Below are 25604 nucleotides of genomic sequence, written 5' to 3' on the forward strand. Positions count from 1 at the left end.
CATGACCATCAAGCTAAGATTTTGAAGTACCCCCAAAACGAAAATTTTATCTTTTTACAGTTATTTATAAGAATCCAGCTTTTTTTATTTTGGGATAAAATGGTTTTTCAAACCTCATAACAATGCGAAACGTTTTTTTAGGACTATTCAATTATGAAAGGACTTTATTCCCTTCAGTATTTACTTTTATTTTCGCTAGATGATACACACTACAATAACCCTAAAATAACCTCCTTATTAATTCGTTCAAAAGTTTGAATGGACTTGTCATATTCTTTTTTCTCAAGGTACATAACAAATTCTTTCATTAAACCAAGCATTTCCTCTTCATATGGTTTTCGTTTCATATATCTAAGTTCTACAGAACCCAGTAGTTTTTTTTCTTGAATATCTTGTATCACTTGCATAATTGTTTTATTCTCAGCTGGAGATAATAATAGTTCATGTACTTTCCATAAATTATTTTGAAATTTCCCGACATCCCCCTTCTCTAAAGCATCTGGAAGTTCTATCAGGCATTTTCTCAAATTAACGATATCAAAACTTTTCTTATTCTTAATAACCTTTTCAATGGAAAGTTTTAAAAACGACAAACGAATTTCTAAAAACTCAATAATGTCCTCAAATGAAGATTTTGTTTTTGATACAGTTATCCCACAATGACTTTGGTGTTTTAGAAACCCTTCTGATGTTAAACGAGAAAGAGCATTACGAATTGGCGTTCTACTCATATTTAACTCTTTTTCTAATCTAGATTCTGTTAAACGAAGTCCTTCCTCATATGTACCATCTATAATGTAGTTTTTTATTTTCATGTATGCTAATTGTTCCCTTGTTTTTTTCATATATGTTCCCTTTCCTATATTTATTGTGATTTTTACTACATGCATCTTAAATACATAATGTATACAATAATTTAGTTTATCATACAACATCTCTATTTATAAATAATGTGCTTACATTTCTTTTATCGGGGATTTCACATCAAATACTCATACATAAAAGTATTAATGTAAAAATATCCTAATATTCCACTTTGCATTTTGGTACAATTTTATCGAAAATAAAATACAAATTGTATACAATTTTGGTATAATAATTTTATCGAAAGGTTTTTATTCACTATTTAATCTATATTTCTTTAAAGAAATATGTATAAAGTGGCTAGCGTGTACACAATAAGAATAAATAACCTTTTGTATACAATAATCAATACACAACAGGAGGCGAAACAAATCTAATTCCTAATTATCAACCCCCGTTTTACCTTCTTGCATGATTATCATACTAAAAAAGAATGGAGATCATTTGATTATGAAAATGAAGCAGCAAAAACCTAAAGGAGTATGGAAAAAAAGAATGTTTATATCTCTTCTAATTGTTTTTGGTTTGGTTCTTGCTGGAGTAAGTTATTGGAATTTTTCACCGGTTCCAAAAGCATATATGTATGGCAAAGCATTAACTAAAGTAACAAATAGTGAATCTGCTAATTATGAAAATTCCTTAAAAAAAGTAGAAATCGTTAAGGATATTGATTACAATTCTAAATTTCCAGATGGTACATTAGATATCATTTTTCCTAAGAACCATACAGAAGAAACTCCTGTTATTTTTTGGACACATGGCGGAGGATTTATAGCTGGAGATAAATCTGGGCTCACTGGGTACGCAGTAGAATTGGCTGCTCGTGGTTATACAGTGGTAAATATAAACTATGCTCTTGCTCCTAAATACAAGTATCCTACTCCAATAAAACAACTTAGCGAGGCTTATGAATATATAAAAGAGAATGAAAAGAAATATAAATTAAAGCTAAACAATGTTTATTTCGCTGGAGATTCTGCCGGAGCAAATATAACTGCTAATTTCGTTAATATTCAAACGTCTCCAAAGTATGCAAAACTAACCGGAATTGACGCTGTCGTTGAACCTTCTACAATAAAGGGAGCATTACTATATTGTGGTCCATATGATTTTGTTGAGTTAGCCAATAAAAAGGAATCAGAAATGTATGATTTTGTTCGTACTGTTGGTTGGTCTTATTTTGGTAAAAAAGAATTTGGGGAATTATCAGAAACAAAATATGCTTCAGTATTAAATTATGTTACAAAAGACTTCCCAGCAACTTTTATCACGGATGGTAATACTGGATCATTTGAGGCTCAAAATAAAGCATTGGCTTCTAATTTACACAGTAAAGGCGTAGCTGTAGATAGTCTCTTCTATGATAAAAATGTTTCTGGTGAGCTAGGGCATGAATATCAACTTATAATAGATTCACCAAAAGGGCAAGAAACTTTCAAAAAAACACTTGAATTTTTAAGTAAAAATAAATGATACGTTTAGAGTTACAGTAAAAATAGAGTGCACTTGTCGAGAGTACCGTATATGTTCATCAATCTAAAATAAATTTGTATCCATATAATAAAAAAAGCGCTATTCTTTCCTATGATTCTACAGAAAGAATAGCGTATTTTTTCATTTTTGGGGAACAACCAATTTCTTAACTTGATGGCAATACAGTGTTAATTGAAAACGGCTTATATTGATACCTGCAAATGCATTAAGTTGCTGGTTGTTTTCGAAGCGAGTAATATCCCCGATTTCAGCTAACAAACTTATATCCGTATTAGTACCGATTCCCTGTATATAAAGGAGTAGATTATTAATGTTACAACTGTTTTATTTCTTAATATTTTTTGAACTCTGTAGAAAAATTTAAAATTGTTTCGAATTATTTTCTAACTAAAATTAATCTTTTTAAACAATTTTATTATGTTAAAGTTTGATAGAGTTTTTACACCACAGCCCGAATTCACAATGACATATATGGGTGCTATGATTATCTAGGCAGCCACTCTGGACGATTAGACCCACGTGGAACTAGAACAGTTTTATATTCACCAGGTGTTTCTGACATTTTCACCTGATCAGTTACGCCTTGATATAAACCGAATGGAGTTTCAGCGGTAAATAAGTCTGGTGCGATATACTCATGTTCCTCTGATGAACCAGCTATTTTTTTAACAAATTGTTTATCAAAGATACCCATTGAGAGAATCCATAAAGATACTCGGTCTAAAGATACTCGTACACGATAACTGCCGCCTTCTTTTGCTCTTCTCTCTAGTGCTACTAAAGCTCCTACTTCAAGTAACCAAGAGACTGCATAGTCGTTTACAATTGAAATAGGAGGTAATTTAGGATTGTCAGGTGAACCTTCAAGAGCCATTACGCCTGTTACACAGCCAGCTGTTTGATCAAAGCCGTTACGGTTTCCCCAAGCGCCTTCTGTTCCATGTAAATTTACTGTACAATGGATGATACCTGGGCGAATTTGAGCACAATCTTCTGCTGATAGTCCATATTGTTCAATAAACCCAGAGCGGCGGTTAGCAAAAAAGATATCCGCATCTTGTAATAATTCTTCTATTTTTTGTTTACTTTCTCCATTCCCTAAATCAAGTGTAGTAGAACGCATTCCCACATTTGATGTTGCATACACAATATCATGTTCCCAATCAGTTGGACGCCAAACGTTTAAAACATCTGCACCATGTAAAGCAAGCGCTCTTCCAAAACCTGCACCAGCAATAACATGTGCAAGCCCTAAGGCACGGATGCCTTCTAGTGGAGTTTTCGCATCTTCAGAAAGTGGCTCTGGATCACTCTCGCCAATTTTTTCAATTTCAATAAGAGGAAGCTTCGCTACTTCTTCATAAATAGATTCTTTCATAAACTCTTCAATTGTACGGACTACTGGCATAATAATTCCACGTTCAGCAGCAGCATTCTCTAAGTCATTTGAATTCCATTGTCTAATTGCATTGGCTACGGATTGACGATCTTCAGTACAATTTAAAAAATTCAATGCCTCGTGTTTAGATCGTGGATACGGATTAAGTGGCATAACCCATTTCCCGTCTTTTGTTTGATAAAAAGTAAAGTCAAAAGGATTATAAGGATCATTAGCAACACCTGGTGCTAGCCCATTGATTTTTTCCCACTGTCTATCGTAAAAAGGAGATAGTCTTCGAAGTGCCTTACGTAAATCCATGTGAATATCTTGACCTTTTCCTCCACGCATTCTCCAAATCTTAGAAACAGCAATGGATTTTGCTACTAAAGCGATTGCTGCGGTTGATGCTAGACGTAATGTACTTGGAACAATAGGGTCTTGGCCATAAAAAGTAACTGTTCCTCCACAGTCTTCTACTGATAATCCAACTTCCTCTAAAACCGTGGTTAGTTCTTTATGAATATCGAAATCATCAAGATTTGTTAATTTATTTTCATTTGCTTTAATGATAGCATCAGTAAGTTTTTTTACATCTGTATTTGTAGTCATTATAATCCCGTCCTTTTTGAAAATAGTGTGAAAAGATATATTTATTTTTTCTCATTAAGTGCACGTAGCACAGATAATTGACGACAATCTCGCTCTTCTTCAAGCTGATTTTTAGCAATTGTGCCATAAGAAGCAATAGCTTGTTCAGACAATAGCTGTACTGTGTCTTTATCTAAATGTGGTTTACCAAGGTGATCCCAAAGTACATTCATTCCCGGTCCTAAATGTTTGAGGAAAGCAGGGAATCCCCCTTCTCCGCCTCCTAAATGGAATGTTAAGAATGGCCCACCTGCTGCCCAGCGAAGACCAATTGAGCTGGTGACAATTTCATCAAGTTCCTTCATTGAAACAACGCCTTCTAATACCAAATGAATGGCTTCACGGAATAATGCTGACTGTAGACGGTTTGCTACAAATCCATCCATTTCTTTTTTCAAAACAAGAGAGTTCTTACCTAATGCTTCATAAAAATTGACAGCTTTCTCAACTGCACTAGAAGCTGTGTATTTGCCAGGTACAACCTCCACCAATGGAACCAGATGCGGTGGATTAAATGGATGACCAATTAACATACGTTCTGGATACTTCATTTTCTCTGCAATCTCACTGGCTTTTAATCCAGAAGAGGATGACAACAGTAATGTGTCTTTGCTGACAAATTGTTCAATTTTGGCGTATAATTCCTGTTTAAAGTCTATACGTTCAGGTCCGTTTTCTTGTACAACAGTGGCACCGTCAAGTGCACGTTCAAGGTTTCTCTCAATAATTAATCGATCTGTAAGACCCTCAGTTGGAAGTCCAAGCTCCTGTAATGTGGGGATAATCTGTTTTATACCCGCATGCACAACTTCTTCTAAATCAGGGCGAACGTCATTTACTCGAACTTCTAAACCCTTTGCAAGAAAATAGGCTGTCCATGAAATTCCAATGACACCAGCTCCAATAACTGTAACAGGGCTAAACATATGCAACTTCTCAGATAACTGAGGACTGTTAGTATTTCCACTCATCTTAACCATATCTAATTTCTTTCCTTTCTAACTAGATCTTCCTTCTTCACATGTGTTACTTACTTGTTAGATAGTCATGTACAACACTTGGAGAAGACAAAGTAAGATCTGTAATTATGTGAGAGGTAGAGACAACCTCAAGCACAGGTAAATCTGACATTGGTGCTAATGCATGTGCAAATAACTCTAAGCGTGCAGGACCTGACCAAGCACCGTGAATAGTGATATCCGTAATTTGACTTCGGACAAGTTCACAAATCCTTGGGTATCCGTCATATCCTGGCATCTTTTTAATCATAAAGTTAGGTTTACAGATTTCTTTACGTGCCTCACTTAAGTCCAGAGGGCGGTGTTTGTAACCCATCGTGGCAGTTGCTACTCTTAAAGAACCATAGTCAAGAGTACCTACTAATGTATCAGAATCCACAAATAGATTTGGTTTACCTAACTTTTTAGGATAAGCACTTATCTCTCTTCCAGAAGCGATTGCGGGAAAACTATCTACGTACATAGCATGTAAATATTCACCCTCTTCGCCACCAAAGCTTACAGGGATTACTTGCCCACATTCAGTATAGGAACCCAATCCAGTTACATCTGGCATTTTCATAATTTCAAAACGAACAAGTGAATCCGTAATTTCCAAAGGTTCAGGTACTATTTTTCTCAATGCATCTAGGTCTGTACGATATAAAATATTTAAGTATTCTCGATTATGGAATCGATAAGGACCTACTGGGAATGCTGGAGCATCCAGTGGTGTGGTAAACTGTTTGATCACTTCATCTTGTTGCATGTATGCTCACCTTCTTATTTTAAGTTTGCTTTTTCTTCAATACACTGATTGCCTCTGGCTTGAATAACCAGTAATCAAGAGCTTTTCTTTCAACATCATATTGTTTTCACATAAATATAATGTAAATATTTTTGATACTTTTGTTGCAAAAACAACACTTGTTGTAAATAATTATAGTTATAGAATTTACGATAACAAGAATCAAAAAGAGCTGAAATGATGCTTAAGCAACATTTCAGCTGGGTATTGTTGCAAAAGTAGAAAAATTCATAAAGGAGTTTAACGATGGTGAATAAAAAAGTAGACCCGCGGGTACGACGTACACACAATCTTCTCAGAGATTCATTAATTGAATTAATGGATGAGAAGAGTTATGAGAGCATTACAATACAAGATATTACTGAACGCGCAACTGTCAATCGAGCGACTTTTTATCGTCATTATGAAGATAAAGAAGATTTATTAAATCAAAGTATAGATAAGATGCTTATAGAACTTTTTGGAGATGCATCGAAATTTTACAGCGTGACCAAAGATCCACATGAATTACAACATTATGTGGCTTTACATATTTTTGAACATATTGCTAGGTCAAATAAGTTTTTTCACGTCATGTTAATCAAAAAAGGTATTCCAAACTTCATTCAATATCTAAAAGATTTTATTTTTCAATTTTATGATCACATGATTTTTGAAACAAATGTAAAAGAAGAGGAACTCCCTGTTACAAAAGAAATGATAGTCAGTTATATTTCTGCTGCATATATCGGTGTTATCTCTTGGTGGCTAGAAAATGATATGCCATGCTCACCATCTTCTATGGCTAAACAAATGATTCAAATAAATTCACACGGGCCTATTCAATTATTGGAACAATATCTGGATCGTTAAAATAGACCTCCTTTTTGAAAAAGGTCTATTTATAGCATCCAGTGGAGATACAGGGAGAGCATGGCCTTCCTCCCAACAACAAAAAAAGGATATACCCCTGCCATAGTTCTGCGTAGGTGTATCCTTTAATTTGATTAATAGGGGTCACCATATCATCGCCATCAATTTAAGAATTCAGAATTACCCCAAAGCGGAAAAATGAGCTGACTTCTCAAAATCACTAACTGTAGAGAAAGAAAATTTTTCATTTAGAGGGTATCTTAAAACCTTAGCTTGATAGCGATGTGGCGGGACCCCTAGATGGATATGAATATGTATTTGCAGGAGAAAAGAAAAAATTCATTGTTGAAACAGAAGAGCATTATGATGATGTTACTTTGTACGATCAAACTAATTACTTTTTCGGTCTATATATTGTTGAAACGTACAAAAATACAGTTAATGGGCCACAAACATACTTATTTAAAACACATCACGATGAGTGGTACCAATTCTACGCTATAGATACAAGTAATAAGTGTTGGGTATTTAAAGAAGTCTTTGAAGATGAATTAGACACCCTACCACTCTCTTCATATGAAAAAATGATAACGGAAAAAAGAGATATTCCAAAAGAAGAGATTTATAATGAATTAGAATTAAAGAAATTACTTGACCCTAATACCGAATGTGATTTTTATTACTCTGACAAAATGTTTGCATTAGGCTTCTTATCTAATGGAGGGAGATTTAATGTAGTAAACATTGATGGGGAAGTGAACTACCCGCCACTTAACGTCCTAACGGACTGTTTGAAGTGGGGGCTTCTCGGTTAGTCGTTACTTTTGATAGCTAACGAATTAGTCCTAAGACAGCCGAGCTAACTCCCTTGTTCCAAAGGTTATTTTATTGCTATTTATGCTAACGCTAATAGGCGTATTGCTTCATTTTTGATATTGATAGCTGAGTTATAATCTCTATCGAGATTTACACCGCATATACAAGAATATACTCGTTCTGACAAGGACATATTTTTTACATTTCCACAACTGCTACATGTTTTTGTGGAAGGAAACCATTTGTCTATTTTCACAAGTTGTTTGCCTTGTTCGTGTAGTTTATAAGCTAAAAAAGAAGTGAACATACCCCAACCATTGTCAGCGACACTTTTTCCAAAATGAAGTGCTTGCGACATCCCTTTCATGTTTAAATCTTCAATAGCTATAACATCAAAATTAGTAGCTAACTCCTTAGACTTATGATGAAGAAAATTCTTACGTTGGTTTGCTACTTTTTCATGTAATTTCGCTACACGAATACGTTGTTTGTTCCAACGTTCTGAATCTTTAGCACGTCTTGATAATACTCGTTGTGCCTTTGCTAATCGGTCTAACATTTCACGGTAGAACTTAGGATAATTGGCTTTCTCACCCTCAGAACTAACGTATAAGCCATCCATCGCAAAGTCTAATCCAATAACTGATTCTACTTCTTTTTGTACAATCTCTTTTTCGTATTCAGTCAAGATGGACACATAGTATTTACCAGTAGGTGTCATAGAAATCGTACATGACTTGATCATATAGTCTTGTGGTATTTCTCTATGTTGTTTGATACGTACCATTTTCAGTTTTGGTAATTTGATATGACTATTTAGCAACATAATATTTCCATTTACTACATTCGTTGTATAAGACTTTCTGTCTTTTTTGCTTTTGAATGTTGGGAAGTCATTTTGACCACTAAAGAAATTTTTATAGGCAGTTTGCAAGTTTAGTTGAGCATTTGCCAAAGCTAATGAATCAACTTCTTTCAACCATTCGAACTCTTTTTTGTATTTTGCAGGAGTAGGAAGCTTTTGTTTCTTTAGTTGTTCCTTATCACCTTTGTATTTTTCATACATTTCTTTACGTTCAGCCAACATTCTGTTGTATACAAAGCGCACACAACCAAAAGTTTTACGCATAAGATATGCTTGCTCTTCTGTTGGATACAAACGAAATTTATAGGATTTATTATGCTTTGTCATATCATTTCACCTCACTTTTCACCTTGATTTTCAATATATTTCTTTACCACGTCTAATGGTGAACCACCAGTAGTTAGTAAGCAAAAACTTCTTGACCAAAACATATCTTTCCAAAGTTTCTTTTTTACTTGTGGAAAATCTCTTTTAATGAGTCGAGAACTTGCACTTTTATAAGCATTAATGAATTTTGTCATTTCTGTATTCGGATGTGCCTTGAACAAGATATGTACATGGTCAACATCATGATTCCACTCTACCAGTGTTATGTTGTAATTCTCGGATAACCTGACAAACATGTCTTTTGCATAGTATGACATATCATCATCAAATACATTTCTTCTGTATTTTACGACCAATACAAGATGATAGTACAGCAAGAACACCGAATGATTATTACTATCCAATTTCATTGGTATACCAACCTTTATATTTTATAAGACTGATTATATCATAGGGAAAATAAAAAGCACAGTTACATACTTTTTGGCTACCCCAAACCGAAATTCATCTCCCACCTATCGTTGGGCTATGCCCTGCACACGCTTGAGGAAGGAGAATTCTTTCGGGGAATTCGTTAAAAAGGTATAGTGAAATGGTTTTTAAAGGGGAAATGTCAAAATGGGATGATTTAATATTTGTTGGTACAGCACCTCGAAAAGAAATAAAACAGGATATCCTAACAGAAAAAGAAATGATGCAATTTGCTGTTTATATGAGAGAAAAAAGGGAGAAGTCTTCATTACATTAATTTGTTAAGTATCCATAAAAACTACTTAAAAGCAAAATAGCCCCTTTTATTCAAAAATGATAGAGAAGCTTTTTTACTTTTAAGTTACTATATTATGCTCAGTTACCAGCTTACGGCATCTGATCCCTTAAATCAGCTAGTGGGATAACCTTGTCAACAAGCCATAACTTCTTATTTCCATCATAAATTAAATTAATTTGCATCAATGACATGTTTTCAGAGGATACACCATTAATAATCATTTTACTTTTAACTTTAGCAAGTACGTTTGCTTTGGTGATATCTATGAAAGCATAGTACAATTCACCACCAATATACTCTGATTTAAAAGCTACCTTTTTCTTATCTTTTTCTTCTGCAGTACTTGAAGCAGGTGGGTTTGGTGGGCCCGGTGGTGTCAATTCCTTCTGCGCATTTGGAGTTATATATGCTTCAACATTCGTAAGATAGGACTCGCCTTTACCAGTATCATATGTTCGGAATGCTTTTAAAAATCTCTCAGCAGCTTCCTTTACCTGCTGCTGGTTATTGCTCTTTAAAGCTTGCAATTCTTTCTCGGTATCCTTATATTGTGATTCTACTTTTTGTATTTTCTTAGACAGCTTTGCCTTTTCATCTTTAAGTTGGGTATTATCTGCGTTTATTTTTAAATTTAATCCTATGCTACCTATAAGCAGTACGATTAATAAAATTGTCGCTTTTTTCATTTCACCCCTCCTATCTTGCCACTTTACCATAACCGGCAAAATGCTGTTGCCAATAAGGATTATTTAAATCTGCGTAACCAATTGGGTCACCTGCATGATACATACGATTATTACCAACATAAATTCCAACATGTGAAATACCTGGTTTATAAGTACCTTGGAAAAATATTAAATCTCCTGGTTGTGGGTCATTGGTTCGCTGTGTAATATTAAATTGCGTTTCCGCAGTACCATTTAGATTAACACCTGCCTGCCCATATACCCACTGAATGAGTCCACTACAATCAAACGATGATTGTGGTGTTCTGCCTGCCCAAACATAGGGCCATCCTTGATATTTAATCGCTTCATCCATTACTTTTTTGAATAGCTCATCTCCACCGGCTACAGGTCCACCACCACTACCAGCTTGATAATATTTAAGTACATGTGGAACATAATCAGGATCACCATAGCACCAATTATTTGATACAGCTTCTGCACTACGCCATGAAGCACATTTATAATTATTTAATGCAGTTTGTTTGGCTGAAAAAGCCTGAGCATTTTCATGGTTATATCCACCTTTTTCAAGGGCATATCCTGCATAACCAGTTCCATATAGTGATAGGTAAGGATTTGATATTATCTCCACCTTTTCCCCCACTTCACACCGTACGTGAGAGTTTCCCCTCATACGGCGTTCCATCTGATTCAATTGACCTAATTTTTATACTAAAGAAAAGATAGGAGTACGGTTCGCAAGTATTCTTAGTTTGTCGAACAATTTTTCCTTTTCTTTTCCTATTTCATATTTAGCTAAGATGGATTTTGCCCTCTCTGAATCATCGTGATGAATTGCAACGTGTATGTCTTCCAGCACAATTACCAAGTTTTCATAGTCGTCTTTTCCGTCAAATTCCAACGGAACTTTATGATGGCAATGCCAGCCAATTAGACCTAATTCTTGTTTGGTAATCGCACATTTTCCATACTGTGCTACAAATTTTGAAATACGATTATCATTGTATTCAACAGTTCGATGATTCATATAAAATCGTTGCACATGTCTAAGTATCTCCTTATCTATAATTTTCAAGGTATCGTGAATTTTCATCCTGCCTTCTTCTGTATAATTTGAAATAGACTGGGTGAAATTTCTTGCCGATTTATGCTTCTGTGCATGTATCGGTATTAATACAATATCCTGAATTTTATAGAGCTTCGGATTATAGTTCCGATACCTTTTTCTTAAGACAGGTGACATATCGTGCTTAGTGGCTTTTTTCCAATCTCGCCTCAATCGATTATAGAGTGTTCTTATGAGATGGCAACTCATTTGGTCTAAGTCATAATTAATATGGGTTGCAGCGGCATAATAATTTTGTATGCCCATTACAATTGTGTTGTAATGCCATACTGCCTCTGGCGTTTGCTTCTTACTTATTTTTTTGATAGCTTCCTTTAATTTACCGTAAGCATTCTCTCTAGCTTTCCGGCACATTCTACTATGAGCGACATGACGTTTTCTCTTTTTCCGTGCTTTGATGGTAAATCCCAAGAAATCACTGGATTTCTTTTGTAGGTTAACAATTTGGGATTTCTCAGTGCTAATTTCAAGATGTAGCCGTGTTTTGAGAAAATCTTTTGTCGCCTCAAACATCTTAAGAGCCGTTGGATAGTCACGACATAGTATTTTGAAATCATCTGCGTATCGGATTATAAAGCATTCCTTCAAATTGCTTTTCTTTAATGCTCTATATTTGTCATTTCTCGCTCTGTATGGATGTTTAGTCTCAATGGTCTCCCATTGGTCACTAATCCACCAATCTAACTCGTTTAAAACGACGTTAGAAAGAAGAGGGCTCAAAATGCCTCCTTGTGGAGTCCCCTTATTTGGGAAACCTTCATTAATGATTTCCGCTTTTAACAAACTTGAAATGATAGAGAGCAATTTCTTATCTCGTATCCCCATACTCCATAACTGTTTCATGAGCTTTCCATGATTGACATTGTCAAAGAATCCTTTGATATCTATATCTACACAATAGTGAAAACCTCTTCCTTGACTGTTCACCAAAGATTTCATCCTTGCTAACGCATGATGTGTACTTCGGTTAGGACGAAACCCATAACTATGGGCATGAAACTTTGCTTCACATATAGGTTCGAGAATTTGTAGGATACACTGTTGAAATAGCCTATCCCATATTGTCGGTATCCCAAGAGGTCTCTTTTTACCATTAGGTTTTGGTATGAAAACTCGCCTAACCGCTTGTGGTTGATACCAGAAAAACATTGACCTAACCTTTTCTATCATTTCATCTGTTAAAAGCAATTTTATATCGTTGATGGTCATGCCATCGACTCCAGCTGTCACACTACCCATATTTTTTTTAATGTTTCGATATGCCAATTTGATATTTTCATCCATCATCATAAGCTCTATTAGTTTATAAAAATTGTCTCCATTTCGACTTTGCTGATACAAACCATCCTGAATGGACTGCATATCATAGTATTCAGCGTGTCTGAGCTTCGCAGTTTTCTTTATAAGTCGGTGCTCCTTTCAGAGTTAACCTTTTTTAGTCTCACAAGAACCTTATAATTCGACTGATTTGCTCTATAAAATGGTCGGCCAATCTTCTATCAGACTAATGGCTATCCCTCCACGATGTTTCCATTGTCTCATAGGTACTATGCCATCACTCTCACCACCATAAATAAAGGTTATATGCACGTTAATCTCACGGGCGTTTTCCCTTTAAACACTTCGTCAAAGATAAGTTCTCCATGTTGGTGGCTTTCCACGTTCCACTATTTCTATCTGTTCATGACACTTTTAGGGCTCTCCTTTAAGCCTGTTGACTGGATGTCGCCTATAACGACATATGGACTTTCATAACAACTATTCTTACTTATCCACATCAACGCCACGCTCGTGGCACACACATTTCTATGTGTTATGCTTTCTAGACCCGTACATTCGGAGATTCGTCAGATTCTGCCTACCAATAGTTTTTGTGAATCCATTCTACCCATGAGTGTTTTATAGACTCCCGACCTATAGGCTACATCATCCATCTCTGGACAACTTTCGTAGTACTTACGTACTTTACGATAGCTCTCGGCCGACTTTACCGAGCTTCACACACTTACAGTTCTTATCCACTGTATCATGCATGTCGGAGTATCAGAGGAAGCCCTTCCAGGCGTTACCCTTTCATTTGACTTCTCGAAATAGTAGTTCTCCTGATTTCAAATCAGTGCTCAACCTTTTCAGTTAAGAACGTGTCGCACAATTGTAACACTGCAAGGTAATATTTTGATCACCATTGGATTTTTTATAACAATCAGCAAAATGCATTAAACCATATTTTATACTTTCCTCTGGATCAGTAAAATACCCTGGAGGATACCCTTGTGATTCAGCACTTTGCATTACATCCAATTGAGTTCCAGAACTTTCTTGTTGAATAAGGGCTAATATTAATGGAGTCATTGCTTCTATGCCATGTTGCGCCGCATATTTCCTTACCAATGGCTCCCATCTCATTACTTCAGGACTAACACTTGCAGTACCTGGTGCAAAAGGACCACCAATTCCTCCAGGACTGACTTCATCTTCACTCATCGTGGACGTTAGTAAAAATATCACTACACCTAAACCTAAAACAGCAGCCATAATAACACCGGCCGCTATTAATAATGGCTTTGCAATAGCAACTGTAGCTGCCTTTTGAGCTACTTTAATTGCTACTTTCTTACCTACTTGTGCAACTGCTTTACCCGCTATTTTTGATCCTTTACCAGCCGCCTTCCCTAAAGAATGGCCTGCCTTTTTCAAGGCAGGCTTAGCATTCCCTAGTTCAGCTTCAGGATGATGTTCATTTTCAAAGTCGCGATTTGGTTCCGCACTCAATGTATAAACCCTCCCTCACGAGCTGAATTATTTTGGTTTTATGATTTCTTTTGCTTTTACATTTTTTAAAGCTTCTTGTTGTGTTTGTGCTTTTGCGTTAACTTTCTTAATATCTGCTCCTTCTTTTACATGTTGTTGATTATTCACTTTAGGAACATTTTTATTTTGCTGTTGATTAACTGGTTTTACCTCTACTTGTTTTTGTGGTGTACTCACATGGGAAGTAGTGACTGATTTGCTCTCAATCGGATTCGATTGTAATGGCGTTGTTCCTGATTGTGGTGCTGTAATTGGTTTATTCTCCATCGGATTCGATTGTAATGGTGTTGTTCCTGATTGTGGTGTTGTGATTGGTTTACTCTCAATCGGATTCGATTGTAATGGCGTTGTTCCTGATTGTGGTGCTGTAATTGGTTTATTCTCCATCGGATTCGATTGTAATGGTGTTGTTCCTGATTGTGGTGCTGTAATTGGCTTACTCTCAGTCGGATTCGATTGTAATGGTGTTGTTCCTGATTGTGGTGTTGTAATTGGCTTACTCTCAGTCGGATTTGATTGTAATGGTGTTATTCCTGATTGTGGTGTTGTGATTGGTTTGCCCTCAGTCGGATTCGATTGTAATGGTGTTGTTCCTGATTGTGGTGTTGTGATTGGTTTGCTCTCAGTCGGATTCGATTGTAATGGTGTTATTCCTGATTGTGGTGTTGTGATTGGTTTACCATCCATTGATTTTGTTTGACCCGTTGGTGTTTTAATTACTGCTACTGGTTTTGCTTCCGCCTTCACATCTTCTTGCTTATTCTCAAAACCACCATTATTTTGATTTGCAACTGGTCTAATTTGAGCTTTTACATCTTCTTCTTTATTACTTAGTTCCTCATTTGATTGTGCTACTGTTTTAACATCCGCCTTTACATCTTCTTCTTTACCTTTAAATTCTGCTTGTTGTATTTCCGGATTATTATCTTGATGTTTCCCTCGTACTGCTAATTCCGGATTTTCTTTAGTAGCTGCTACTTCTTCCTTAACCCTTTCTTGCTCCTGATTTCCTTTTCTATCGCGAACACCTAAGTTTTCTTCATTTTTCATTTGATTAATATTCTTTTCTTTTTCTGCTTGCATTTGCTCTTTTTCCTTGCGTTTACCTTCTGCTACTTTTTCTTTTCTATCTGCATAGTTTTCTTTCAACTGTTTAAACTTACTATAGCCTGATTTACTCATTTTCCCAGCCACAGCAGCACCGGCAGCCGTACCAGCAGCAGCTACTGCCACACCCCTTCCGACAGTCTTAGATCCACGTCTAACATCTTGATATTTTTGTCTAATATTACTCATTGCATCTGATGCGCGTGCTGCTCCTGCACTTGCTGGTACTGTAGTAATTGCATCAAAAATTGTTTTACGATATAACCATACTCCTAAGAATGAAAGTATTTGTAGTATAGCTACAAATAAGTATCCATACTTATCGGTAGCGCTGAACAAAATTGACGATACCCAAAACATTAAAGTTACCAGGAAACCAATTGCAACTTTCATAAGCAATGTTCTAAACAGTTCAGCTAAGAACTTTTTAGCCGTTCCAGTCCACGCAGGTACTAATGCCATTAATAGCATTACAGGCGACATTAGCGCTACGATGATAAACATTAATTGATAAAATAACATCGCCATACTGCATAATCCAAGAACAATCCATAAAGGAAGATTAATTAAACCTAGTAATAATACGAGTGCCCCTCTCTCAAAAGTAGCATCTAAAGACAGAGTTTGGTTTTTCTGAACCTCAACTTCATCCTTTAAAAGATCTTTTCTTTTATCAGGGTCTGTCGTTATTAACATTTTCTTTATTCTTTCATCACCGATTTTCTTCATATCTGTTGTGCCAAACTGTAATAATGTATAAGGTTGTTTTATTAATAGAGTGTGTGTTAAATCAGTAATAGAATCGACACCGCTTGAATGTCCTTCACTTGCTCCACTAATACTTTGAGTTGAATCAAGAACAGTTTTATTTACTTGCTCAGAAAAAGTGTTAAGTCCTTTGATGATATAACTTGAATTCGCGAAAAAACCTAGAGTAAAAACTAAAATACCTAATGCTTTTAACAATCCCCCTAGCATCTCCGACTGACGACGCTGTATAAAGCCTACCCAGATAACCCAGCAAGCTAAGAAAGCTAACATGAGCCCAATTAATTCACTATATATTCCATTACCCCAAGAACCATTGAACCCTGCTGTTTTAGATATTACATCACCCAACTTATCTCCAACATCAGCAACTATATTTAAACTCATTGATTGGCCTACCATATTTGTTACCAAACTACTAATTGCAAGGTTTACTGTCCATGCAATACTAATCAATATAAAAATAGTCGCTACAATTTGTTCTTTAATGTTGTCTTTCCATTTCCAAAATTTAAGAGATTCTCCAAATCCACCTTCTGGAGTATAAACATCAATCCCATAACTACTTGGTGGATATTCCTCATATTTTAATTTCTCTTTATTCTTCGGAATAATGTCGTCTATAAGGGAAGGCCGTGGCTCATCTTCCGCATAAACTGGTGCAGCTTTAAAAAGTAAATTAAATGCTAAAAGAAGTGTACAAACTAATAACAATAGGGTAATAAACTTTTTCATTACATGTTACTCCCCCTTTATGGGAAACCTATTAATCTTTTGAGCTAAACTCACTTGTCGGTTTAGTATTTGCTACTTCATCAATTTCATTTCGTTCAGGGCCAGAATAACTTCGAACTTTGAATCCATCTTCTGTACGAACTACCCTTACCCATTTCACTGCTTTATCGATGTTTTTAGGGGGCTTCTTTGAAGTAAAGTTATACATAATTGTGTCCTTATCTACCACATATTCTTTTACTGTGTAGTCTTTGTAAGATAAATTATTTTGAGGACCTTTATTAGGATCTAATATTTCATTTTTCTCCCCATCGACAACTAATTTACGTATTGTTTTATAATCATGTCGTAAATCTGCATTTACAAAATCAAGCATCATTTCTCTTGGAGTGTGTCCCTGTTTATCCTTTTCTTCTCCAACATTTTTTTCACTATTACCACATGCTGCACTCAGGATAAGAGTACCTACACATAGACTTGTTAGCATAATTTTTTTTAATTTAGTTTTTAACATATTAACTCACTCCTACATTTATTTTTTCTTCCCCTCCTTCGACAAAGGTTGCATTAACTTCCTGCTTTTCATCATCATTTGACTTTCGATAATTCTTTCTTGCATTTGGCCTTGTATCGAATGCGTCGTATAGATCCTTAAACACTACATCCATTGTGACAACACCTGTTCTTCCTTGGATATCCTGGAATAAACATTGTCCTGTTTCTAAGTTTGTAATAATCGCATGATTCTCTTCATTATCAGGTAATCCAAAGAAGTCTAAGATTGAAGAGATTTCTTTACTGTCTGTATTACGGAATGAGAACTTCATACCGATATTATTTTTAAATGTCTCATCTCCAAGGTCACTCGCACTTTGAGTAGCAAAGTACACTGCAGAGTTTAAGGCACGACCTTCACGAACTAGCTTACGAGCCAATTCTCGCCCTTGAGAAGTCCCCATAATTGCCCATGCTTCATCCAATAAAACAATTTTGAATTTAGTAGGGTCCTTTTGAAAGAATTTTCTTGCAAAAGAAGATAGAGACATCAGCATACTAACAGATAAATTTTCTTGTAAGGTATAATCTTTCGGATCTTTTTGAATATCTGGCATGTCAAGATGCTGAATTTGTATGATATTTACTGCTGTATCAAGTTCAATATCTCTATTTGTTCCATCACCAAAGATTAAGTGTGCAAATGATAAATTCTCAAATGCTTGAATATGAGCGGCTAATTGTTGATCCACTTTATCCTCACTATCTTCAAGGTATTGAGATACAGCAGTTAAGCATGGCTCCTCCATTCCTGCAACAAATTCTACAGCTGAAGCCAAGCGTGGGAACTTTTCCGAGTTATCAGGTTTAATACCTGTAATGAACGTAAGAATTGTCATAGCTAACTCAATTGCATCTTTTCGACTATGTTTATGAATGATAAATGGGTCTAGTTTCCCTTCATCTCGTCTATCAGTCCCTAGTGTAATAACGTTTACTTTACCTTCTAAACCGTGTAAATCTTCCGTCCAGTTTCCCCTCTCACCTTTTGGATCGACTATCAGTGTTTGAGCTCCTCCAAGTACTGCAAGATAAACAATTAGGTTCGTTCCAAATGATTTACCCGATCCAGTACTTCCTGTTACTGCAACTGAAAGTGCGCTTGTTTTTTGATTTGCAACAGTATTTGTTGCTGCAAGAGAAGGTGTCATATAAACTGCTTTGTTTAAAATACCAGTTGTTCCAATATAGAATCCGATATTATCTCCTAAATCTTGTGTTGCTCCAAACATACCAGCCGCAAGTACTCCAGGTTCCATAAAGTGTATATAATCATTTACATACCTTCTTGCACCAGGGATATGTTCATTAAACAGAAGGAACTGATCTCCATATGGTCTTACTAGTTCAATCATCATCTCTCTATAAATAGAAATGAGTGAATTTGTATTCCGACGCATTGTATCTAAATCTTCGGCACATATACAGAAAGATATTGATGTTTTAACTAGTGGCATACGTGTCTTTTGTATGAGGGCTTGTAGCTCAGTAGCTTCCTGAACACCTTCATACACGTTTAATCCAACAGTTTGTGCATTTTCCCTTGCATGCATTTCTTGATCTTCCAAATCCTTTTTCTTCTTATTTAGTTTAGATAGTGCTTTACGATGATTTATGTTTTCTGTACGAACACTTAATTCAATGGGAAAGTCTATGTTTTGGATCATATACATCCACTCTTGGTCTGGAAACTCCATCGTATATGGAATTTTAGATGCCGATAAAAAGCTCATATATGCTGGATATTCTAATCCGTCGGTACCAATCTGAGACATTTCAATATGTCTTCCTTTAACATCAAATTCTGCTTCGGATAATCGTAATAGGCTTTCTTGATTTGGTATTATTGCAGAGTCGTCATTCTGTACGGGAGGTGTCCATCCAGCAGTTACTGGCGCTTCTAATGTGCGATAGAAGTTTCTTAAAATAATCCATTGCGCTTCATTAGTTTCTAGAGCCCTTACAGCCAAATGTTTTCTTATCTTATTTTTAAAAGCGCTAGCTTCTCTTTTAAACATCTCCAAATCAGTTTTTAGTATTTTGGTATCACCAAGTAACCCAAACTGTTCTGCAGTGTTTTTAAAGGTGTGAAATGCTGTATACAACATTTCTTTAAGCCCTTCTTGTATGTGTCTTACCTTTAATTTCACGCCAATAAAGTATCGGTACTCTACTGCATTTTTACCGAATTTTCGTTCTAGCTCATGAACAACGTCATCAGTATGATCCATTGCAAGCTCTTTTAGTTCACCGCTTACTGTTTCTTTAAACTCATCGGCTTTTTCTTTGAAATTCTGATAAACAGGTATCATTAATAGATGTTTTTCTTCTTCATAATTCCAAAATAAACCGAGTTGTCGCATAAACAACGTATTTTTATCATCGTCTCCCTTGAATTCATAAGGAATCCCGTATGCCTCATAATACGCCCAGCAAGAACCGTCTTGGTTAAAAATCAAATTATCATGAAAATATTTGACTGGAAATTCAACCTGATTCATTTTTTCCTCCTTAGAGAAGAATATGAGACTAAACTAACTCTTCTGTATAGATTAATTAATTACTTTTTCTTAATGGAATCATCCTTAAATCGGACTACTGTTTTATATTGATAGCTTCCAATATTGCCAGTCGTATCTTTATAACGGCTAATCTTCTTACTTTCGAACATAAACACGAAAAATCGAAATAAAAATTTATGTGGGCTTTTTCCATCCAATTCTACATTGCCAAAGAAGTATGCTATTCCACCTGGTAATATTAGATATTTTAAAAACACATTATTTCCTAAAGGTAAAAACTGATCTAGAATAAAAATTAAAAGTAAAGATCCAACAAAGAAGCCCAACTGTCTATAAGGAACTGGGAAAGGGAGAGTTAAGTCCCTTATCCCGTATAAACTCTTAGGAATATCCCATATCGAGTTGTATGTCCTAACTTCTTTACGAGTCGGCTTTTGAGTCATTTCTACCAACCCCTTTAATATTTTCAGAGATTTTTAATTTATTACTTGAATACTAAATTATATAATTTTGTACCAAGATCTTTGAAAACATCTGGTGAGAATACAAAAACAGATAATAGTGCACAAACAATTATCCAACCAAGTAAACCAGCCATTTGTCGTTTAACTGCAAAAACAATTACTCCAATAAGTGCTACAACTAAAAAGATAGGACCCAATTGAGCTACTAACCAGTTTTTAATATTTACTCCAAAATTAATATTACCTAGAACAGCTGTATCTGTAATAGCAGGCAAATGTTGTGCTACTACATCTAATCCCAAAAGCTCCATAATTATTTACCCTCCACTTTCTCTAATGTATTTTCAAATTTCTTCATAGAGCTAATTGAAAACTTGTTATCTTTATTTACTAGATTTAAGTCATATGTGTATGTGTACTCTAAGCTGCTATCATTGTCTTTTAATTTTGCATCAACTAAGACTTTATAACCTTTATCTTTATCTTCATAAATACGAAGGTTTTCTAATTTGCTAAATGTCATAATGCCTTTAAGTCCGTTTGATATATTACTTTTTTCAAAGTAATAAGCAATTTCTTCTGGTGTTCCTTCTGTGTAGACTTTAAATACAGATTGTAAAAATTGTTCTACTTTTTTCACTTCTGCATCGTCATTAATTTCTCGTCCTTCTGGTTTGAATGTAGCTACTTTGTATAGAGCCTTTGCTTTCTCTCCATGGACGATTGTAGGATTATTAGGAACTACCATTTTGGCTTTCTCCATTAAAATAGGTATAGAGAAGTATCTTGTAACCTCTTTAGGTTCTTTTGGTGTATCTGGAGCTTGAGTTGTTCCAGGAGCAGGATTATTTACAGGTTCTAGCTTCTGAATTATTTTCAATGTAACTTCTGCTTCATTTCCTTTTTGACGGACCTCTACTGCTTCCGACTTAACTAACGTACTAGAAGCGCTTTTTAAAGTATCTCTATTTAATCCTCCTTGCTCATCGGATCCTTCAACTAGATATTTTTCTAATCGTTTTTTCCGCGCTTCAGCTACATTCATATCAACCCTCCAGTTAAAATAATCAGCGGCAAAACTATTAGCATATGCAATTAATTCTGCTTCTGACATTTTAATTTTTACGGGTTCCTCCTTCTTTTCTTGAACAGCTACTGCCCTAGGAGGACCGGCAAGTTGGATAAATGAAAGGGAGCTTCCTGCAAACACGAATCCCATCACACACCAAAATGTAACCTTACCTACTTTTTTCCCTGTAATAGCTGGAACTTTCTCCCTTGTTTTACGTTTCTTCTTTTCTTTAAGCGCTTCTGAATTTTCTTGTTGCATATCTAATATTTCAGTTGTTTTATTCTTTGCTTTTTTAAAAAATGTAAATTTCTTTTTTTCGGAGTTTTTCTGGGATTTCTTTTTTACCATGTCTTCACCTCTCTTTTTAAATGGTTAGGAAATTACAAATTTCATTGTAATTTCCATTAATCAACTATCTACTTTAAGTATGATTTACTTTTTTCGGAAATCTAAGAGAATATAAAAAAAAAATTATATTTTATATCAAAGTTTTTTAGGAATGATTAATACTAAATAAAATGTTTATTACAGTACATAAAAAAACCAATTCCATTAAGAAATGAAATTGGTTTTACACAGGACCTATTCTCTATAGTAAGCATTAAACAATATTAAAACCTAATATAATATATATCTTTAATATATATAAAGAAAAAAGATAATACTTTTATACAGAGGGAAAATAGTGTTAAAACATTGCTGTGCTAAGGGTTCATAATTACTCTAGCCGCAAAAAATCATAAAAAGTAAATACTGGGAACGTACTTAATGAGCTGGATGATGATTAAAAACTACAAAATATCGTAAAGTAGGTATATAAAAACTACATATAATCATCGTTAATTTGATGCGAGTGAATGAATAAATAATAAATGCAAATTTCGCTGACTTACGAACAAACTTTCCACATTTCTTAAAAACTACACACAATTTATTAACAAATTGGTCATAGTTAGGAACAGAATCCACTTTTTAAACATAACTAACAGAATTTTTTCTGATTTTAAGTAGATTTAGAGGTAGAACATGATAAGAACAGTACTTAAAGCTTTCTATTATACACATCAGGTCAAAATTATTAAGATATCAACAGAATAATAAAAAATATTTATGCTTTTTTGTAGATGAAACGGCATAAAATAATTAAAAATTCAGATTTTTCAACTCGGAAATTGTGAATATCTCATTTTGTTTCACGTGCAATGTATGTAATTGCATAAAAAATAGAGAGTCGTAATCATTAAGATTGAAAACTTTCTCTCTGTTTTGTTTGAAGTAATGCATTCCACATGTTATCTCCAATACGAATAGCCCTCCACTTTTGTTTTTTCAAAAATAGAGAGCTTTATCTTTACATTGCTGGAAGCAGCTGATCAACCGTATGTGGTATTTCACTTGTTGAACGGTAGTATGCTTCTAAAGACTGAAGAAACTGAATTAAATCAAAGTCTTCAGGGACTTCAATTACACGAATCTTTTCCTTCGGCAATTTATCAATTTTTTCAATGAACAGTTCACGAATATCACTAGGGATTTGATTTCCTTTATGCCCACTGGACTTTAATAGTTCGCGAATTTCAATTTCTAATGCTGTATATGCGTTAATATTTACGCCTTGCTCATAAGCATATTTTCTAAATAGTGATTCCTCTTGATACTGCATGTAATTACGATAATAAGCATCTAAGGTTACAGGTACAGCATATTTCGCATGAAGGAGGTCATGCGCTTTGCGGAATAGCTTTTGAACATTTCGTAAAGAGTATATAGCAAAATGAGTACCAAATTTAAAAATGGCCTCTTCTTGATCATGTTTAGGTACATTGTGTGTAATTAAAGGATAAATACCAGTTTTAGCAGCTGTGTCTAATACACGATATTGTGAAGATTGCTTTAATAATTTACTTAGTGTATAAACAAGCTTTTTAGGATACCCTTCTTGTCGATCTATCATTTCTCGTAAGCCACGAACTACCTGGCGAATTTGACGATGACAAGAGTGTTTTAATACGTTAATAAATTGGTTCATATCCTTTGCAAATTCAGCAATATTCATTTCGACTAACAGGTTCTCAATGAATTTCACTTTACGCTTATATGTATCTCGTGGTGTAAATGGATCACGGTATTCTGCTCCTTCTTCTTTCGCGCATAAGAAATCAGGATGTACAGATAAATGCAATGTTGTGTATTGCTTTTTATTCTTCTTCCCTTTTTCTAACTTGCAAATTTTAAATAAAGGAGATCCGGTAGCAGATAGTTTTGTTTCTAATTCCTCAAGTACAGCACGAATCTGATGTGGGTATTTCTTATGTAAGTAACGATACATTCCACCAAAATGAGTTGAGTTCCCTTGCTCATCAACTTTAAATAAAGAACGTTTCAGGGTAGTTTCGCGTTTCTGTTGCATTGCTACATCCATGAATAGTTTCTTAGCTGCAATGGATAACTCAAAGAATTCTTTTGTAAATACTATTGGGCTGATAAATGTATATGCATTTGCTTTATTTGTTTCCTTATTCATGAAATCAGTTAAGGTAATCTTATATTTACCACTGTACTCATTTTCAATTGTAATGATGTTATGGAAACTTAACTTCTTCAAAGCCACATAAAATTGTGAGTGGTGAATATGTGCAAATGCTTCTTTATAATTTTTATAATCTTCCCAAAGCATGTGGATCGATACATGCGAAAGCTCACCATATGTATTACATTTTTTATGAAGAAATAGAAATACTTCTAAATCAGCATTTGTAATACCATATAGCTTATGTTTTCTGCCCTCATTTTTATCAAATACACTTACTTTATCTAAAACTTTTTTCATTTTCAGTGAAAAAGATGGCTTTGCTTGTTCAACAAACCCCTCTTCATCTGCAATTCGTTCTTCATAGGACATTGACTTCACAATGTCTTCTAAATAAGTATCTTTAAAACTGTAATACTTACCTTCCAAAGCTTCTACTAACTTTTGCCATGATTTAATTGTTACAATTACCGGTGTTGTTGTTTCACCATTCAAACTACGTTTGTTCTTTATAACGAAAGGTTTTGCCATCTTTTTCACCTCCTTTTATTTTAAGTTGCAGTTTTCCCCACAATTAGGTATAGAATTACATTTTTGATTATATCAAATCGAATGCTGGTGAAATCTGTCCCTTTAAGAGGAAAAACAAAAAAATGAAACGTGCCTCAATCCCTTGTGCGACAAGGGGTTTGACGTTTCATGAAAAAAAGTTTGTTGCCACCATAGGTCTATGAAGTTTAGTAAATATGAAACGTGGTATAAATTGTGGTAAATCTTTATTAAGCATTGATTTAATAGGGTTTTTCGCTGATTTCGTTTTACAGTTGTAGCCATCATATAGCTATAACGTTTCATGTTTTGGTTGGATAATAATATTTTGTAAATACCACATAAACGTTGTTATATAGGGGTATAGCTTTGCTTTTACTTGAAAAGTTGTAGCCATCATACCGCTATAAACGTTTCATTTCATTTCATATTTCCTGCCGTCATATAGCTATAGCGTTTCATGTTTTCAAAACAACTTAAATTATATAAAAAACCGCTGTAACCCTTGGTATATAAGGATTTGCGTGAGGTTTTATGATAACAGTTGTAGCCATCATATAGCTATAATGGTTTAATCGAGTTTTCAATCATATTTTATGAAATGGCTTTATATCAACGTTTATCACAAAATTACATAGAATGAATTTTTTTTAGAAGGATAATAATCAGGGGGTTCTCGTTTCATTTTTAAAGAGTTGTAGCCACAATAGAGCTATAACGTTTCATAATTTACTAATATGTAGCCACAATAGAGCTATAACGTTTCATAATTTACTAATATGTAGCCACAATAGAGCTATGTAATATTAAAAATAAGAAGTTGCAGCCATGATAAGGCTATGGGGTTTCAAGTA

General features: G+C 34.8%; 20 protein-coding genes and 2 pseudogenes. 4 read left to right on the top strand and 18 right to left on the bottom strand.

The features are described 5' to 3' along the window. Positions 1-209: 209 nt before the first annotated feature. Positions 210-845, bottom strand: a complete 636-nt coding sequence (locus tag FT637_RS28010) for a GntR family transcriptional regulator (protein ID WP_193649036.1) — start codon at positions 843-845, stop codon at positions 210-212. A gap of 469 nt (positions 846-1314) precedes the next feature. On the opposite strand from FT637_RS28010, the gene FT637_RS28015 reads away from it, so the two are divergent. Beyond that, positions 1315-2337 carry an alpha/beta hydrolase gene (locus FT637_RS28015; RefSeq protein WP_193649037.1) on the top strand — a complete coding sequence of 341 codons (1023 nt, stop codon included), beginning with the start codon at positions 1315-1317 and terminating at the stop codon, positions 2335-2337. A 141-nt stretch (positions 2338-2478) separates the two neighbouring features. Here the strand turns inward: FT637_RS28015 and FT637_RS28020 are convergent, their stop codons facing one another. From FT637_RS28020 to FT637_RS28035, 4 genes are all read right to left on the bottom strand, one after another. Continuing rightward, positions 2479-2670, bottom strand: a complete 192-nt coding sequence (locus FT637_RS28020; RefSeq protein ID WP_413773250.1) for a transposase — start codon at positions 2668-2670, stop codon at positions 2479-2481. A gap of 172 nt (positions 2671-2842) precedes the next feature. After that, positions 2843-4348, bottom strand: a complete 1506-nt coding sequence (locus FT637_RS28025) for a CoA transferase (protein WP_193649038.1) — start codon at positions 4346-4348, stop codon at positions 2843-2845. Between the two features lie 41 nt (positions 4349-4389). Beyond that, a complete protein-coding gene (locus tag FT637_RS28030; protein WP_227493997.1) occupies positions 4390-5358 on the bottom strand; it encodes a 3-hydroxyacyl-CoA dehydrogenase NAD-binding domain-containing protein in 969 nt (322 codons plus the stop codon). 55 nt (positions 5359-5413) lie between these two features. Then, a complete protein-coding gene (locus tag FT637_RS28035) occupies positions 5414-6154 on the bottom strand; it encodes an acetoacetate decarboxylase (protein ID WP_193649039.1) in 741 nt (246 codons plus the stop codon). Positions 6155-6442: 288 nt separating this feature from the next. Here FT637_RS28035 and FT637_RS28040 point away from each other — a divergent pair, with 288 nt between their 5' ends. Both FT637_RS28040 and FT637_RS28045 read left to right on the top strand, forming a co-directional pair. After that, positions 6443-7045, top strand: a complete 603-nt coding sequence (locus FT637_RS28040) for a TetR/AcrR family transcriptional regulator (protein WP_193649040.1) — start codon at positions 6443-6445, stop codon at positions 7043-7045. A 284-nt stretch (positions 7046-7329) separates the two neighbouring features. Further along, positions 7330-7860: a hypothetical protein gene (locus FT637_RS28045; protein WP_227493998.1), complete on the top strand. Its 531-nt coding sequence runs from the start codon at positions 7330-7332 to the stop codon at positions 7858-7860. A gap of 80 nt (positions 7861-7940) precedes the next feature. On the opposite strand, the gene FT637_RS28050 is transcribed toward FT637_RS28045, so the two are convergent. After that, positions 7941-9053, bottom strand: coding sequence for an RNA-guided endonuclease TnpB family protein (locus FT637_RS28050; protein ID WP_193649041.1), 1113 nt, complete (start codon positions 9051-9053; stop codon positions 7941-7943). Between the two features lie 11 nt (positions 9054-9064). Then, positions 9065-9463, bottom strand: coding sequence for an IS200/IS605 family transposase (tnpA, locus tag FT637_RS28055; RefSeq protein WP_193649042.1), 399 nt, complete (start codon positions 9461-9463; stop codon positions 9065-9067). Positions 9464-9663: 200 nt separating this feature from the next. On the opposite strand from tnpA, the gene FT637_RS28060 reads away from it, so the two are divergent. Beyond that, complete coding sequence (locus tag FT637_RS28060; protein ID WP_193649052.1) at positions 9664-9801, top strand: hypothetical protein; 138 nt, start codon at positions 9664-9666, stop codon at positions 9799-9801. A gap of 110 nt (positions 9802-9911) precedes the next feature. Here FT637_RS28060 and FT637_RS28065 read toward each other — a convergent pair whose 3' ends face one another. The 11 genes and pseudogenes from FT637_RS28065 to FT637_RS28115 form a co-directional block, all read right to left on the bottom strand. After that, entirely contained in the window at positions 9912-10508 is a 597-nt protein-coding gene (locus FT637_RS28065) for a hypothetical protein (protein WP_193649043.1), read from the bottom strand. A 10-nt stretch (positions 10509-10518) separates the two neighbouring features. Then, positions 10519-11109: pseudogene (locus FT637_RS28070) on the bottom strand (NlpC/P60 family protein); the annotation flags it as partial. Between the two features lie 108 nt (positions 11110-11217). Beyond that, a complete protein-coding gene (ltrA, locus tag FT637_RS28075; RefSeq protein WP_193649045.1) occupies positions 11218-12999 on the bottom strand; it encodes a group II intron reverse transcriptase/maturase in 1782 nt (593 codons plus the stop codon). A 780-nt stretch (positions 13000-13779) separates the two neighbouring features. After that, positions 13780-14409, bottom strand: a pseudogene (locus FT637_RS28080) (lysozyme family protein); the annotation flags it as partial. A 27-nt stretch (positions 14410-14436) separates the two neighbouring features. Continuing rightward, positions 14437-17058 (bottom strand): CD3337/EF1877 family mobilome membrane protein, encoded by a 2622-nt coding sequence (locus tag FT637_RS28085; RefSeq protein WP_193649046.1) that lies wholly within the window; start codon positions 17056-17058, stop codon positions 14437-14439. A 31-nt stretch (positions 17059-17089) separates the two neighbouring features. Further along, complete coding sequence (locus FT637_RS28090) at positions 17090-17572, bottom strand: hypothetical protein (protein ID WP_193649047.1); 483 nt, start codon at positions 17570-17572, stop codon at positions 17090-17092. Position 17573: 1 nt separating this feature from the next. Continuing rightward, entirely contained in the window at positions 17574-20114 is a 2541-nt protein-coding gene (locus tag FT637_RS28095; protein ID WP_193649048.1) for an ATP-binding protein, read from the bottom strand. A 59-nt stretch (positions 20115-20173) separates the two neighbouring features. Continuing rightward, positions 20174-20578, bottom strand: a complete 405-nt coding sequence (locus tag FT637_RS28100) for a TcpE family conjugal transfer membrane protein (protein WP_193649049.1) — start codon at positions 20576-20578, stop codon at positions 20174-20176. A 41-nt stretch (positions 20579-20619) separates the two neighbouring features. Beyond that, the gene (locus FT637_RS28105) at positions 20620-20910 is read right to left on the bottom strand and encodes a hypothetical protein (protein ID WP_113770917.1); all 291 of its coding nucleotides are present in this window, start codon (positions 20908-20910) and stop codon (positions 20620-20622) included. A 2-nt stretch (positions 20911-20912) separates the two neighbouring features. Continuing rightward, positions 20913-22019, bottom strand: coding sequence for a conjugal transfer protein (locus FT637_RS28110; RefSeq protein ID WP_193649050.1), 1107 nt, complete (start codon positions 22017-22019; stop codon positions 20913-20915). A gap of 1003 nt (positions 22020-23022) precedes the next feature. Further along, the gene (locus tag FT637_RS28115) at positions 23023-24732 is read right to left on the bottom strand and encodes a hypothetical protein (protein ID WP_193649051.1); all 1710 of its coding nucleotides are present in this window, start codon (positions 24730-24732) and stop codon (positions 23023-23025) included. Positions 24733-25604 lie beyond the last annotated feature (872 nt).

This window comes from Bacillus cereus (assembly GCF_015071065.1).
In the GTDB taxonomy this organism is placed as follows: domain Bacteria; phylum Bacillota; class Bacilli; order Bacillales; family Bacillaceae_G; genus Bacillus_A; species Bacillus_A cereus_BA.

Excerpts from the sequence above, each read along its gene's own strand:
- FT637_RS28010 (WP_193649036.1), bottom strand. The coding sequence starts at position 845 with ATGAAAAAAACAAGGGAACAATTAGCATACATGAAAATAAAAAACTAC.
- FT637_RS28015 (WP_193649037.1), top strand. The coding sequence starts at position 1,315 with ATGAAAATGAAGCAGCAAAAACCTAAAGGAGTATGGAAAAAAAGAATG.
- FT637_RS28025 (WP_193649038.1), bottom strand. The coding sequence starts at position 4,348 with ATGACTACAAATACAGATGTAAAAAAACTTACTGATGCTATCATTAAA.
- FT637_RS28030 (WP_227493997.1), bottom strand. The coding sequence starts at position 5,358 with ATGAGTGGAAATACTAACAGTCCTCAGTTATCTGAGAAGTTGCATATG.
- FT637_RS28035 (WP_193649039.1), bottom strand. The coding sequence starts at position 6,154 with ATGCAACAAGATGAAGTGATCAAACAGTTTACCACACCACTGGATGCT.
- FT637_RS28050 (WP_193649041.1), bottom strand. The coding sequence starts at position 9,053 with ATGACAAAGCATAATAAATCCTATAAATTTCGTTTGTATCCAACAGAA.
- tnpA (WP_193649042.1), bottom strand. The coding sequence starts at position 9,463 with ATGAAATTGGATAGTAATAATCATTCGGTGTTCTTGCTGTACTATCAT.
- FT637_RS28060 (WP_193649052.1), top strand. The coding sequence starts at position 9,664 with ATGTCAAAATGGGATGATTTAATATTTGTTGGTACAGCACCTCGAAAA.
- FT637_RS28065 (WP_193649043.1), bottom strand. The coding sequence starts at position 10,508 with ATGAAAAAAGCGACAATTTTATTAATCGTACTGCTTATAGGTAGCATA.
- ltrA (WP_193649045.1), bottom strand. The coding sequence starts at position 12,999 with ATGCAGTCCATTCAGGATGGTTTGTATCAGCAAAGTCGAAATGGAGAC.
- FT637_RS28085 (WP_193649046.1), bottom strand. The coding sequence starts at position 17,058 with ATGAAAAAGTTTATTACCCTATTGTTATTAGTTTGTACACTTCTTTTA.
- FT637_RS28090 (WP_193649047.1), bottom strand. The coding sequence starts at position 17,572 with ATGTTAAAAACTAAATTAAAAAAAATTATGCTAACAAGTCTATGTGTA.
- FT637_RS28095 (WP_193649048.1), bottom strand. The coding sequence starts at position 20,114 with ATGAATCAGGTTGAATTTCCAGTCAAATATTTTCATGATAATTTGATT.
- FT637_RS28100 (WP_193649049.1), bottom strand. The coding sequence starts at position 20,578 with ATGACTCAAAAGCCGACTCGTAAAGAAGTTAGGACATACAACTCGATA.
- FT637_RS28105 (WP_113770917.1), bottom strand. The coding sequence starts at position 20,910 with ATGGAGCTTTTGGGATTAGATGTAGTAGCACAACATTTGCCTGCTATT.
- FT637_RS28110 (WP_193649050.1), bottom strand. The coding sequence starts at position 22,019 with ATGGTAAAAAAGAAATCCCAGAAAAACTCCGAAAAAAAGAAATTTACA.
- FT637_RS28115 (WP_193649051.1), bottom strand. The coding sequence starts at position 24,732 with ATGGCAAAACCTTTCGTTATAAAGAACAAACGTAGTTTGAATGGTGAA.